The sequence below is a fragment of the Tenuibacillus multivorans genome (assembly GCF_900103915.1).
In the GTDB taxonomy this organism is placed as follows: Bacteria; Bacillota; Bacilli; order Bacillales; family Alkalibacillaceae; genus Tenuibacillus; species Tenuibacillus multivorans.
On sequence record NZ_FNIG01000004.1, the window covers coordinates 274402 to 286777 of the forward strand.

General features: G+C 38.2%; 14 protein-coding genes, 10 tRNA genes and 1 rRNA gene. 24 read left to right on the forward strand and 1 reads right to left on the reverse strand.

Features of this window, described 5'->3' with window-relative positions:
- Positions 1 to 112: 112 nt before the first annotated feature.
- The 12 genes from alr to BLP77_RS08650 all read left to right on the forward strand — a co-directional run bounded on the left by alr (position 113) and on the right by BLP77_RS08650 (position 9792).
- The gene (alr, locus tag BLP77_RS08590; protein WP_093856711.1) at positions 113 to 1231 is read left to right on the forward strand and encodes an alanine racemase; all 1119 of its coding nucleotides are present in this window, start codon (positions 113 to 115) and stop codon (positions 1229 to 1231) included.
- A gap of 145 nt (positions 1232 to 1376) precedes the next feature.
- Complete coding sequence (locus BLP77_RS08595; protein ID WP_093856712.1) at positions 1377 to 1655, forward strand: antitoxin; 279 nt, start codon at positions 1377 to 1379, stop codon at positions 1653 to 1655.
- 5 nt (positions 1656 to 1660) lie between these two features.
- A complete protein-coding gene (locus BLP77_RS08600; protein WP_093856713.1) occupies positions 1661 to 2011 on the forward strand; it encodes a type II toxin-antitoxin system PemK/MazF family toxin in 351 nt (116 codons plus the stop codon).
- A gap of 571 nt (positions 2012 to 2582) precedes the next feature.
- Complete coding sequence (locus BLP77_RS08610) at positions 2583 to 3455, forward strand: STAS domain-containing protein (RefSeq protein ID WP_093856739.1); 873 nt, start codon at positions 2583 to 2585, stop codon at positions 3453 to 3455.
- Between the two features lie 5 nt (positions 3456 to 3460).
- Positions 3461 to 3820, forward strand: a complete 360-nt coding sequence (locus BLP77_RS08615; protein WP_093856715.1) for an STAS domain-containing protein — start codon at positions 3461 to 3463, stop codon at positions 3818 to 3820.
- Positions 3820 to 4221: an anti-sigma regulatory factor gene (locus BLP77_RS08620; protein WP_093856716.1), complete on the forward strand. Its 402-nt coding sequence runs from the start codon at positions 3820 to 3822 to the stop codon at positions 4219 to 4221. The genes BLP77_RS08615 and BLP77_RS08620 overlap by 1 nt, the downstream gene beginning before the upstream one ends.
- A 17-nt stretch (positions 4222 to 4238) precedes the next feature.
- On the forward strand, positions 4239 to 5249 hold the full coding sequence (locus BLP77_RS08625; RefSeq protein WP_093856717.1) for a PP2C family protein-serine/threonine phosphatase: 1011 nt from the start codon (positions 4239 to 4241) through the stop codon (positions 5247 to 5249).
- 64 nt (positions 5250 to 5313) lie between these two features.
- Positions 5314 to 5643 carry an STAS domain-containing protein gene (locus BLP77_RS08630; protein WP_093856718.1) on the forward strand — a complete coding sequence of 110 codons (330 nt, stop codon included), beginning with the start codon at positions 5314 to 5316 and terminating at the stop codon, positions 5641 to 5643.
- Positions 5643 to 6122 (forward strand): anti-sigma B factor RsbW, encoded by a 480-nt coding sequence (gene rsbW / locus BLP77_RS08635; protein ID WP_093856719.1) that lies wholly within the window; start codon positions 5643 to 5645, stop codon positions 6120 to 6122. Before BLP77_RS08630 ends, rsbW begins: the two co-directional genes overlap by 1 nt.
- Positions 6094 to 6882: an RNA polymerase sigma factor SigB gene (gene sigB / locus BLP77_RS08640; RefSeq protein WP_093856720.1), complete on the forward strand. Its 789-nt coding sequence runs from the start codon at positions 6094 to 6096 to the stop codon at positions 6880 to 6882. Before rsbW ends, sigB begins: the two co-directional genes overlap by 29 nt.
- Positions 6879 to 7484 (forward strand): SpoIIE family protein phosphatase, encoded by a 606-nt coding sequence (locus tag BLP77_RS08645; RefSeq protein WP_245686835.1) that lies wholly within the window; start codon positions 6879 to 6881, stop codon positions 7482 to 7484. Before sigB ends, BLP77_RS08645 begins: the two co-directional genes overlap by 4 nt.
- A gap of 142 nt (positions 7485 to 7626) precedes the next feature.
- A complete protein-coding gene (locus BLP77_RS08650; RefSeq protein ID WP_093856721.1) occupies positions 7627 to 9792 on the forward strand; it encodes a Tex family protein in 2166 nt (721 codons plus the stop codon).
- A 2-nt stretch (positions 9793 to 9794) separates the two neighbouring features.
- Here BLP77_RS08650 and cmpA read toward each other — a convergent pair whose 3' ends face one another.
- Positions 9795 to 9914 carry a cortex morphogenetic protein CmpA gene (gene cmpA / locus BLP77_RS08655; RefSeq protein WP_093856722.1) on the reverse strand — a complete coding sequence of 40 codons (120 nt, stop codon included), beginning with the start codon at positions 9912 to 9914 and terminating at the stop codon, positions 9795 to 9797.
- Between the two features lie 143 nt (positions 9915 to 10057).
- On the opposite strand from cmpA, the gene BLP77_RS08660 reads away from it, so the two are divergent.
- The 12 genes from BLP77_RS08660 to BLP77_RS08715 all read left to right on the forward strand — a co-directional run.
- The gene (locus tag BLP77_RS08660; protein WP_093856723.1) at positions 10058 to 10504 is read left to right on the forward strand and encodes a SprT family protein; all 447 of its coding nucleotides are present in this window, start codon (positions 10058 to 10060) and stop codon (positions 10502 to 10504) included.
- A 290-nt stretch (positions 10505 to 10794) separates the two neighbouring features.
- A tRNA-Asn gene (locus tag BLP77_RS08665) sits at positions 10795 to 10869 on the forward strand.
- 1 nt (position 10870) lies between these two features.
- A tRNA-Ser gene (locus tag BLP77_RS08670) sits at positions 10871 to 10960 on the forward strand.
- Between the two features lie 11 nt (positions 10961 to 10971).
- A tRNA-Glu gene (locus tag BLP77_RS08675) sits at positions 10972 to 11043 on the forward strand.
- Between the two features lie 27 nt (positions 11044 to 11070).
- Positions 11071 to 11147: transfer RNA gene (locus tag BLP77_RS08680), tRNA-Asp, on the forward strand.
- Positions 11148 to 11152: 5 nt separating this feature from the next.
- Positions 11153 to 11227, forward strand: a tRNA-Gln gene (locus BLP77_RS08685).
- A 253-nt stretch (positions 11228 to 11480) separates the two neighbouring features.
- Positions 11481 to 11556, forward strand: a tRNA-Lys gene (locus tag BLP77_RS08690).
- Positions 11557 to 11559: 3 nt separating this feature from the next.
- A tRNA-Leu gene (locus tag BLP77_RS08695) sits at positions 11560 to 11643 on the forward strand.
- 64 nt (positions 11644 to 11707) lie between these two features.
- A tRNA-Arg gene (locus BLP77_RS08700) sits at positions 11708 to 11781 on the forward strand.
- 100 nt (positions 11782 to 11881) lie between these two features.
- Positions 11882 to 11955, forward strand: a tRNA-Gly gene (locus BLP77_RS08705).
- A 6-nt stretch (positions 11956 to 11961) separates the two neighbouring features.
- A tRNA-Ile gene (locus BLP77_RS08710) sits at positions 11962 to 12038 on the forward strand.
- Between the two features lie 103 nt (positions 12039 to 12141).
- Positions 12142 to 12376: ribosomal RNA gene (locus BLP77_RS08715) — 16S ribosomal RNA — on the forward strand; the annotation flags it as partial.

A 12376-nucleotide genomic window follows, 5' to 3' on the forward strand; every position in this document is an offset into this window, starting at 1 on the left:
TGGGTAATTTTTTTGTCTAGACCATTTCCAATAATCGCTATATTGACAATACAAGAGTTGTCCTAGGATAATAATAAACAACAATAAATGTTTAATAGAAGAGGGTCTTGACATGGATAAATCAGCTTATCATCGCGATACTTGGGTAGAGGTAGATTTAGACGCAATAAGACATAACGTTAAAACAATGAACCATCATTTAAAGGATAAAGAGGTTATGGCCGTTGTGAAGGCTGATGCATATGGTCACGGTGAAATTGAAGTGGCTGAAGCCGCGCTTGAATCGGGTGCTACAAGGTTAGCAGTTGCGGTACTTGATGAAGGGTTACGCTTGCGTCAAAAGTTCCCTGATATACCTATTTTAGTGATGGGATGGACGGATCCCAAATACGTAGCATTGGCAGCTCAACACAACATCACCTTAACGACGTTTCAATCGGATTGGATCAAACAGGCTAGCTCCTATTTAAATGATGAACATTTAAACGTTCACCTAAAAGTGGACACAGGTATGGGACGAATAGGTATAAGAAGTGTTGAAGAGGCATATGATGTAATTAAGGCATGTAAACATACCAATATATTCATTACGGGTGTTTTTACTCATTTTGCAACGGCTGATGAGCCAGGTAATCACTATTACAGTCAGCAGATCGCAGCATTCAAACAATGGCTAATTCAAGTGAAGCGGTACCTTCAAGAAAATATAGTAATACATATCGGAAATACTGCTGCAGCTATGCGGTTTCCAGACGATATGTTTGATGCCGTACGCTTTGGAATCGGCATGTATGGTCTATACCCTTCAAAATTTGTTAGTGAAAATGTCTCTCTTCATCTTAAGCAAGCATTTTCTTTATATAGCCGACTGATTCACGTCAAACGAATTAACAAAGGAGATGCTATTAGCTACGGAAAAACGTATGTTGCAGACCAAGATGAATGGATAGGGACGATTCCCATTGGTTATGGTGATGGTTGGATTCGTAAACTGCAAAACTTTCAAGTGTTAATCCATGGAAAGAAACTTCCTATAGTTGGACGTATCTGTATGGACCAATGTATGATACGTCTTGATCATCCTTATGAAATAGGAACTAGTGTGACATTAATTGGTTCTGACCAAACGGGAGTTGTGTCGATGGATGATGTAGCAGATTATCTTGAAACCATAAACTATGAAATCCCTTGTATACTTGGGAAACGCATTCCACGTTATTATATTAACTAGACATCATATTTTTTGTCATTTTTCTATATAAGGCTTAAAATTCTTTCATAAACGACTTTTTTTCCGTTTTTTCTTTACGAATTGTGGAGAATAATGCTATTATGGGGTATAGATTTGCTGCGTGAAAATGCTGGGGGTGTAAGGAATGTCTGAATCTTCGAAAGAGATCGTTGTAAAATTACCAACTTCTTTACTAAACGAATGTGACAGCTTAGTACAAAACCAAGATGATTTAGATCGTGAAACACTAATTATGCAAGCGGTCAACGCGTACGTTCAAGATGAGAAGAAACGAAAAATTAAAGAAAAGATGCGCCGTGGTTATGTCGAAATGAGAAATATCAACTTAGGGATTGCATCAGAAGCATTTGTAGCCGAAGAGGAGGCTGAAACCACTCTTGAGCGCTTAGTGAGTGGGGTGTAATTAACTTGTACGTAAAACGTGGCGACGTCTACTATGCAGATCTAACCCCTGTGGTAGGTTCTGAACAAGGCGGTGTTCGCCCAGTGCTTATCATACAAAATAATATCGGAAACCGTTTCAGCCCTACAGTAATTGTAGGTGCTATCACGGCTCAAATCCAGAAGGCTAAACTGCCTACTCATGTTGAAATTGATTCTAAAAAGTATGGGTTTGAAAGAGACTCAGTTGTCTTATTAGAGCAAATCCGAACTATAGACAAGCAACGTTTAACGGATAAAATTACAACTTTGGATGAGCATCTCATGAGACAAGTTGATGAAGCTCTACAAATCAGTTTAGGTTTAATGGATTTATAGTTTAACACCTAGTGTCTTGATGTGCACTAGGTGTTTTTATTTGGCTCTAAAATGTTTGTTGGGGTGGCAATTTTCTGATAACTTATTGACTAGGCTCATGTTAGGTCCTCGCTAGCTACGGGGCGATCAACTAGCCTCCTCGAACTCCACTATCGTTACGTTCTGTGGTGTCTTTCATGGCTAACTTTCCCGCAAGAGTCTTGGGCCAACCTGGAAATAAGACTCATAATGCAGATTAAAAAAACCGCATTCATGAGGTTTATTGGGGAATTAACGATGGACATTGGGGAATTAGAGCTCTTCATTGGGCAAAAAATCAACTCCATTGGGGAATTACCGGTTATAATGGGGGAATTATTTTCCGTCATAGGGCATTCACCATGGTTCATTGGGGAATTATCCGTTTCAATGGGTAATCAGCCACTACGATGGGCGCTCAACAACTTTCATAGGAGATTATAGATGCAACTAAGTTTTTTACAATCCTTTTAAGTATTCTGAAAAATGTAGCACTATTTCTTTAGAAGTGTTAAATTTGAAGTATATAACTAAAATTGGGGGGTTTATGAAAGTGAATCCGGAATATAAAGATATTCTATTAGATTATAGTGACGAAATTATTAAAAAATGGATGGACGACTTAGAGGACAATAAACTGAAAGAATACAAATCCACGGTGTCAAATGAATTGATCGAACAGGTAAACAGAGAATTTGTAAATCTCATTTTCTCAAAGCTAAAAGATGGGGTGAACTACGAATCATTAGAGCAATTCTCTGAACGAATCGTTAATTTAGGCTGGCCGTTAGCTTATCTTACAGAAGGCATGCAATCCTTCAGAAGTATTTGTATACGGACAATTCTAGAACAAATAGATAATAAGGATGAGGCCTTTTTTCTAGAAGTGATGGATGATGTTAATAATTGGGTAGACCCAATTAAGAATCAGCTTATTAATGAGTATTCAAATAACTGGAATAACATCATTTCATTACAAAAAGTAGCATTACAAGAACTTTCTGTACCATTAATTCCTGTAATGGAAGGCATTACCGTCATGCCACTAGTGGGAACGATTGACACGGATCGCGCGAAATTGATTATGGAGAATTTATTAGATGGTGTCATTAAATCTCGAGCAGAGGTTGTTTTAATCGATATAACCGGTGTACCTGTGGTGGATACAATGGTTGCACATCACATTGTACAGGCAGCAGAAGCTGTTCGTTTGATCGGATCTACTTGTATATTAGTTGGGATTAGACCGGAAATTGCTCAGACCATTGTCAACTTAGGTATTGATTTAAGTAGATTCCCAACTAAAAGCTCTTTGAAAAAAGGGTTTGAAAAAGCTCTAGAAATGACGAATCGAGATATTGTTAACGTAAAAGAGAAGGATGCGGATATTATTGACGATATGGTGCAGTCAATTGATAAGGAGTGAAAGAGATGAGAATCCCAATATTAAAACTACAGAATTATTTACTCGTATCCATTCAAGTGGAATTAGACGATCAAACGGCAATAGAATTTCAAGAAGATTTATTAAATAAAATTCACGAAACAGGAGCGACTGGCGTTGTCGTCGATTTAACTTCTGTTGAAATTATTGAGTCTTTTATTGCCAAAGTATTAGGTGATGTTGTTTCAATGGCAGAATTAATGGGGGCTAAAGTCGTTTTAACAGGTATTCAACCTGCAGTTTCCATGACCTTAATTGATCTTGGCATTCATTTAAAGAATGTAAAAACAGCGTTAGATCTTGAACAAGGATTAATTAAGTTGAAACAAGAATTGGAGGAGAAGTGATGAAAGGGTCCCTATCAAAAGTGCCAATCTCTAAAGAATGGGACATCGTTGGTGCTAGGCAAACTGGACGGAACATTGCCAAGGAACTAGGGTTTGGCTCAGTAAATCAAGCCCGTATAGCTACTACGATATCGGAATTAGCTCGGAATATTTATTTATATACAGAATATGGTGAAATCTCTTTTGAGGAAGTTTGTGAGAAAACTAAAGTTGGATTAAAAATAATAGCAACTGACTCAGGGCCTGGTATAAAAGATATAAGTAGGGTAATGGAGGATGGGTATTCGACTTCTGGTGGATTAGGAGCTGGATTACCAGGTGTAAAACGTTTGATGGATGAATTTGATGTTGAATCTAATGGAGATGGAACAAAGATAACAGTGATTATGTGGTTGAGGTAATTGTGGGGTGAGAAAACTTGTGCTCATTAAGATCAGACATCGGAGATTATAAAGAACTATTAAGACAATATATTAAAACAAAGGATGAAGCGGTACTTTATGAAGCAGAGCAATTTAGCAAAAGCTCTATTCAAAACAATATATCACCTGATGAGATAATAAATGAACACTATCAAGCCATTTTAGAGTTAATACCGGATTTAGATGAGCGTGTGAAAGATTCATTTTATTTTTTAATTGAAACGATGATTAGTTATGGCTTAGCTTATCAAGAATATCACGTTTTAAGAGAAAAACAAATTGAACTTCGTGCTGAAATTGATGTTGCAGCTAATATGCAAGACACGTTATTAAACACATCTATTCCAAACGTGGAACATATTGATATCGGTGCGAAATCAGTACCGGCTAAACAAATGAATGGGGATTATTACCATTTTGTTCAAGATGATGAGGGGAATATAGGAGTTGCCATTGCAGATGTTATTGGAAAAGGAATTCCTGCAGCTTTTTTTATGTCGATGATCAAGTATGCGATGGAGAGTTTTCCTGAAAACAGAATGTACCCAAAAGTCATTTTGGAATTGTTAAACCGTGTTGTTGAACGAAATGTAGAATCGGGTATGTTTGTCACGATGTTTTATGGGTTATATGATATATATCGACACGATTTTTATTATGCAACAGCTGGTCATGAACCTGGATTTATTTATCGAGCAGAAGACGATTACTTTGAGGAAATAGATGCTAAAGGACTCTTGCTTGGTGTTAAGAATGATGTGAAATATCGCCAGTATGTGAACCATATTCATAATGGTGATATGATTGTTTTATTAACAGACGGCTTTACAGAATGCCGGAGCGGGGACCGCTTTATTGAACGAGAAGAAGTATTAGATATCATTAAGCAAAATAAACATTTACCCGCAAACGATATCGTTGAGAATGTTTACAAAAGCCTAGAGAGATTTCAGGATTTTAATATGAGAGATGACTTTACGCTCATCATCATAAAAAGAAATAATTAACAGTTTTATTTTGATATGGATGGGGTAAATATAAATAGCTTTAAATCGGTAGAGGGGGACATATATGAACTTGCATATCGATGACTATAAGGATGGGGATCTTTACGTGTTAAAACTGGCTGGTGAAATAGACGCATATACAGCACCTCAATTAAAGGAAAAACTACTTGAATTAATTAAAACAGAAGGAATCGGAGTCATGGTTGATTTGGAGAAAATTAATTATATGGATAGTACGGGTCTTGGCGTTTTTATTAGCGCTTTAAAAACAGCAAATGAAACAAACCGCTCATTTAAATTAATTAATCTACAGGAAAATGTCTATCGCTTGTTTAATATTACCGGGCTAAACGAAGTTATGGATATCGATAATACAATTAGAGGTGGTAAGTAATGGGGAAACCTTTTGATTTTGTTGAAATGAAACTGCCTGCTAAGTCAGAGTATGTCGGTGTACTTCGTTTAACCGTTTCAGGTGTAGCTAATAGATTGGGATTTTCCTATGAAGATATTGAGGACTTAAAGGTCGCTGTTTCAGAGGCCATTACTAATGCTGTCAAACATGCTTATTTTGAAGAGGATCAAGGTGAAGTCACGATAGGCTTTGGTATGTATAAAGATCGTTTAGAAGTGATGGTAGCCGATTATGGTGATAGTTTTGATTTAGAAAAAATAAAGGAAGACATAGGCCCTTATGATCGTGAAATGCCTATAGACAACATGAAAGAAGGAGGGTTTGGTCTTTTTCTAATTGATGCCCTAATGGATAAAGTCGAGATTAATAATAATCACGGAGTAGTCGTGCTGATGACCAAGTATTTGCATGAAAATGAGGTGGGGCAAAATGACGACCAAATCTCAACAACACAGTAACGATGATGAAATCTATCAACTTATTGCACAGCTGCATGAGGCACCAGATAATGAAGACATACAGGAACAGATTGTGCTTAAGTATGAAAACTTGGTCCATTCCATTGCTCAAAAGTATTCTAAAAGCACATCCATTCATGAAGATTTAGTTCAAGTCGGTATGTTAGGTTTAATCGCAGCGGTGAGACGCTATGATGAGTCATATGGCAAATCGTTTGAATCGTTTGCCATACCCACAATCATCGGTGAGATTAAACGCTTTATCCGAGATAAAACATGGAGTGTACATGTTCCAAGAAGAATCAAAGAATTAGGGCCGAAAATTAAAAAAGCGGTCGAGGAATTAACAACAGAACATCAGGATTCACCTTCAGTTGAACAGATTGCAAAATATCTGGAAGTGACTGAAGAGGAAGTACTAGAAGCTATGGAGATGGGGAAAAGCTATAATGCCCTATCCACAGATCGAAAAATTGAAGCTGATTCTGATGGTAGTACGGTGACGATTTTAGATTTAGTTGGTGCTCAAGAATCTGGCTATCAACAAATAGACTATAAATTATTAGTTGAAAAGCTAATGCCATTAATATCAGAACGTGAACAACAAATTTTAAAATGTATTTTCTTTGAAAACCTAAGCCAAAAAGAAACAGGTGAGTGTCTAGGATTATCCCAAATGCATGTTTCGAGATTGCAACGCCGCGCCCTTCGTAAGTTAAGAGACACCATTTCCGAAGAAGACATGGAGGTATTATTTTGATTGACAACCATGATCATATGGAAGTCTCGACATTCCAAAAACCGAAAGACGGAAATGATTATTCGGGAGATAGTTATTTCTATTTTGAGAGTGAAGACTTCTTTATATGTGCGCTAGCGGATGGATTAGGAAGTGGTGAGGTCGCGAAAGCTTCATCTGAAGTAGTTATTGATGTTATTAAAGATCATGTTTATTCCCCAATAGACGATTTGCTAAGTAAATGTAATCAAGAATTTTTAGGGAATGACAGGCGCGGATCTGTTTTAGGTATATTAAAGATTGACTATCATAAACAGTCGTATTCATATGTTTCTTTAGGAAACGTTGGGATTATTGTTATGCCAACTGAAGGTCGAAAACAGCGAAATATTCCTGTCTCGGGCTATTTATCTGGGATTCCGTTTCAAACGAAGGTTCAACGTGGGGCCATTACTCCCGGGACTGTATTTTTTATGTTTTCTGACGGGGTTGATGAAAGGCAGCTAACAAAAGAATTTTATAATAATCAATCGATGCCCTTAACCATTGAATGGTTTGCATTAAGACAAGAAGTGACGTTAAAGGACGATACAACTTTAATCGCAATGAAATATACAGGATAGTTTAGAGGACGAGCCCTATCATAGTCGGCTCGTTTTTTTATGCCCTTTTAAAAAATGCAACCATGCTTTAAGGCGTGTTTTCTCTATTTGCTGGATTTTTGTTACAATAGGTAGGAGATTATGAATCGAGGAGGAAAATGGTTTGACAGAGGTACATACTGACTTAATTCAATTTGTTGCAAAAGAGGTCGGCCTGTCATCTTCAATCATTTCTAAAGTAGTTGAAATGCTTGAAGATGGTAATACGATCCCTTTTATTGCACGTTATCGAAAAGAACAGACAAAAGGTTTAGATGAAACCCAAATACAAGCGATTAAAGAAACATATGATTATCAAGTACAATTACAGAACCGAAAAGAAGAGGTTATTCGCTTAATTGATGAGCAAGGTAAATTAACCGATGAATTGAAACATAATATACATAGTGCTGATAAGCTTCAGAGGGTAGAAGATTTATATCGTCCATATAAACAAAAACGACGTACACGAGCAACGATTGCTAAAGAAAAAGGTTTAGAGCCTTTAGCAAAGCTTATATGGGAACAATCTGGTATTAATCTTGTTGAAGAAGCTAAACGATATTTCTCTGAAGAGCATGAATTAACCGAGGTTAATGATGTTCTAACAGGTGCGAACGATATCATCGCGGAATGGATATCTGATGATGCCAAGTATAGAGAAAAAATTCGTTCTTTAACTTTCTCAAAAGGAACAGTTAATACAGAGAAGAAGACAAATGCAGAAGATGAGAAACAAATTTATCAAATGTATTATGAGTATCATGAACCCGTTTCGAAAATGGCACATCACCGTGTGCTAGCAATCAACCGCGGTGAAAAAGAAAAGGTATTAAAAGTGACCATTGAACCGCCAATTGATCCTATTTTAGATTATTTAAACCGTTCCATTATCAAACGGCGAGATGTTGAGGAGACAAGCTTCTTAAACCGAGCGATTGAAGATAGCTATAAGCGATTAATTCAGCCTTCAATTGAACGGGATATCCGATCAACATTAACGGACGATGCAGAAGACCATGCGATAGATATTTTTGCCAAAAACTTACGGAATTTATTATTACAGCCGCCTTTAAAAGGAAAAACGATTTTAGGAGTTGACCCAGCTTTTCGGACCGGGTGTAAGCTAGCTGTTATAGATGAAACGGGACATATGAAGTATGTTGATGTCATTTACCCAACAGCCCCTAAAAATGATGTAACTGGAGCTGAAAAAAAGGTTCTAGAAGTGATGAAGCAATATCCTGTAGAATTAATTGCTATAGGTAATGGAACAGCTTCGAGAGAAACGGAACAATTTATAGCTGAACTGATTCAAAAGCATGAACTGGATGTAGCCTATCTAATCGTTAATGAAGCGGGGGCAAGTGTATACTCCGCCTCTAAGATAGCTCGCGAGGAATTTCCGGATCTACAAGTTGAAGAAAGAAGTGCTGTTTCCATTGCACGACGAGTTCAAGACCCATTGAGTGAACTTGTCAAGATTGATCCGAAATCAATCGGGGTTGGTCAATACCAGCATGATGTAAGTCAGAAGAAATTAAGTGACTCCCTTCAATTTGTCGTTGAAACAGCTGTAAACCAAGTTGGGGTAAATGTAAATACAGCTTCAACTTCGCTATTACAATATATATCAGGGTTGAATAAAACCGTAGCAAGCAATATTGTAAAATACCGTGAAGATCACGGCAAAATTACAAACCGAAAACAAATTAAAGATGTCTCACGCTTAGGTGCCAAAACCTACGAACAGGCCATTGGTTTCTTGCGTGTATTAGAAGGTGAAGAACCATTAGACCGTACTTCTATTCACCCAGAAAGCTATGATATAACGCGCCAACTATTAGAACGTCTAGGCTTATCCACTGAGGAAATCGGCTCAGACGAATTAATTCAAAGATTAAATCAAGAAGATATCAATCAATTGGCGGAAGGTTTAGATGTTGGAGACTTAACATTACAAGATATTGTGGCTGACTTGAAAAAACCAAACCGAGACCCACGTGATGAGTTACCAAAACCATTGCTTAAGAAAAGTGTTATGTCCATGGATGATTTGAAACCTGGAATGGAACTACAAGGTACGGTCAGAAATGTGGTGGATTTCGGTGCATTTGTTGATGTTGGTGTGAAGCAGGATGGTCTAGTCCATATTTCTAAACTTGCTAATCGGTTTGTTAAAAATCCATTAGATGTCGTTTCAGTTGGGGACATTGTGACAGTTTGGGTTGATGAGGTTGATATAAAACGTGAAAGAATAGCGCTTACGATGATTCCTGCACAAAGTTAAACTTATGATGGATCGACATTACTATTACGGTAAAAAAACCAGCATTGATTTAGTATTTTGATTTGACGAACATCTTTATTGGCGTATGCATTTAACATTTGTCGCTTAAACCATTTTGGCATTTTAATCACCTTTTGAGATTATTTTGGTTTTAGTATATGCACGGGAGATAAAATTGCTCATAGTAATAAATTCCACGGTATACCTAGCATGGAGCTCTCAATATTTCATGCTAGGTATATTATTATGATGGGAGAGAATGTAAATGAACGATTCAAAGTTGAAAGCATTAATCGAAAAAATTTCTTTCGAATATTTCAATAAACCGTTTGTTGGTAATGCTAAGTTTAATGGACGTCTTCGAACGACTGGTGGACGGTATATCCCATCACAAAATATAATCGAAATCAATCCGAAATACTTACATGAGTTAGGAGAAGAAGACCTAATCGGTATTATTAAACACGAGCTTTGTCATTACCACCTACATATAGCCGGGAAACCATACAACCATAGGAGTAAGGAGTTTAGAGAATTACTAAGGAAGACCGGTTCACCTAGGTTTTGTCGAATGTTACCTTCTGAGGAACAAAAGAAACGAATTAAATACAAGTGTGAAACGTGTGGTACGGAGTATCAGCGTAAGCGGCGAATCAATTTAAATAAATATCGATGTGGTAAGTGCAGAGGAAAGTTAAAATTAATCAATTAAATTGCGATATCATATTGACTTCATTAACGAATTCATGTTAAATTTTATTTCGCGCGATGTTAGTTCGTATCTAAGTTGTTAAAGCATTAATTTAAAGTAAAGCTAGGATCTCGCCATTAAGACTATGCGACAAACCAAGTTTTTCTTTAAAATCAGTAAATAACTTTCATTCAATAAATTTCGAATTACTAATTGACAGCATCTAAAAGATATTGTATGATATCTAACGTCGCTAGTTAAAGGACAAGTTCTCAAAAATTAATTATGAGTTAAGCATTATCTAATAACATTCCAGCGTAGCTCAGTGGTAGAGCCACCGGCTGTTAACCGGTTAGTCGCAGGTTCGAATCCTGCCGCTGGAGCCATGGAGAAGTACCCAAGTGGCTGAAGGGGCTCCCCTGCTAAGGGAGTAGGTCGTTATGCGGCGCGAGGGTTCGAATCCCTCCTTCTCCGCCATTTACCCACATGGCCCGTTGGTCAAGCGGTTAAGACACCGCCCTTTCACGGCGGTAACACGGGTTCGAGTCCCGTACGGGTCATTTTTCTTTTGTCAAAATTTGATTTAAGGTCCGGTAGTTCAGTTGGTTAGAATGCCTGCCTGTCACGCAGGAGGTCGCGGGTTCGAGTCCCGTCCGGACCGCCATTCGTTGGGCCATAGCCAAGCGGTAAGGCAACGGTTTTTGGTACCGTCATGCGCTGGTTCGAATCCAGCTGGCCCAGCCATTTTATTTTTATGTAGAAAAAGGGATTGTACTTGGATTTGGATAGACGATGTTAAACGTCTTTTTTTATTGCGCAAAATTAACTTATACATGAGCCATTAGCTCAGCTGGTAGAGCAAGACCGTAAACATCGATTGGATTAACATCATTGTAGGTTTTGCGAGGAGCGTATAACTCCTTCGACTAAGCTGACAAAGTGACGAGCATCTGATATACAAAAATAATAAGATAATTATGGTTAATAAATTATATCCGAGCCATTAGCTCAGTCGGTAGAGCATCTGACTTTTAATCAGAGGGTCGGAGGTTCGAATCCTCCATGGCTCACCATTTGCGGTCGTGGCGGAACGGCAGACGCGCTAGGTTGAGGGCCTAGTGGGGGTTTACCCCGTGGAGGTTCAAATCCTCTCGGCCGCATTTTACCAAAAAAAGTTATTGCAATTTGTTGGTGGTTTTGTTATTATGAAGTTTGTCGCCATTGGCGCCCGTAGCTCAATTGGATAGAGCGTTTGACTACGGATCAAAAGGTTAGGGGTTCGACTCCTCTCGGGCGCGTAGCAACTTATATGAATTTCCAAAAATTTATGGTTGTGTTTTCTTCTATAACAGTTTAATATATTTATTGTCTCATTTTTAATAGACTATTTAAATACATGCGGGTGTAGTTTAGTGGTAAAACCTCAGCCTTCCAAGCTGATGTCGTGGGTTCGATTCCCATCACCCGCTCCATTAAATGGGCCTGTAGCTCAGTCGGTCAGAGCGCACGCCTGATAAGCGTGAGGTCGGTGGTTCAAGTCCACTCAGGCCCACCATTTAATTTCGAACCTTGAAAACTAAACAAAATAGCCTGTAGTCAATTCCGTTTTATTTTTCGATTGGGAAATAAAACTTGAGGACAAATAAGCCAATCAAACTTTTATGGAGAGTTTGATCCTGGCTCAGGACGAACGCTGGCGGCGTGCCTAATACATGCAAGTCGAGCGCGGGAAGCAGACAGAATCCTTCGGGAGGACGTCTGTGGAACGAGCGGCGGACGGGTGAGTAACACGTGGGCAACCTGCCTGTAAGACTGGGATAACTCCGGGAAACCGGGGCTAATACCGGATAATTCATCGAATCGCATGATTCGATGTTGAAAGGTGGCATATGC

Bases quoted from the DNA above. Each gene is read 5' to 3' on its own strand.
- cmpA (WP_093856722.1), bottom strand. From the start codon at position 9,914: ATGCCAAAATGGTTTAAGCGACAAATGTTAAATGCATACGCCAATAAA.
- alr (WP_093856711.1), top strand. From the start codon at position 113: ATGGATAAATCAGCTTATCATCGCGATACTTGGGTAGAGGTAGATTTA.
- BLP77_RS08660 (WP_093856723.1), top strand. From the start codon at position 10,058: ATGAACGATTCAAAGTTGAAAGCATTAATCGAAAAAATTTCTTTCGAA.
- BLP77_RS08630 (WP_093856718.1), top strand. From the start codon at position 5,314: ATGAACTTGCATATCGATGACTATAAGGATGGGGATCTTTACGTGTTA.
- sigB (WP_093856720.1), top strand. From the start codon at position 6,094: ATGACGACCAAATCTCAACAACACAGTAACGATGATGAAATCTATCAA.
- BLP77_RS08595 (WP_093856712.1), top strand. From the start codon at position 1,377: ATGTCTGAATCTTCGAAAGAGATCGTTGTAAAATTACCAACTTCTTTA.
- BLP77_RS08615 (WP_093856715.1), top strand. From the start codon at position 3,461: ATGAGAATCCCAATATTAAAACTACAGAATTATTTACTCGTATCCATT.
- BLP77_RS08620 (WP_093856716.1), top strand. From the start codon at position 3,820: ATGAAAGGGTCCCTATCAAAAGTGCCAATCTCTAAAGAATGGGACATC.
- rsbW (WP_093856719.1), top strand. From the start codon at position 5,643: ATGGGGAAACCTTTTGATTTTGTTGAAATGAAACTGCCTGCTAAGTCA.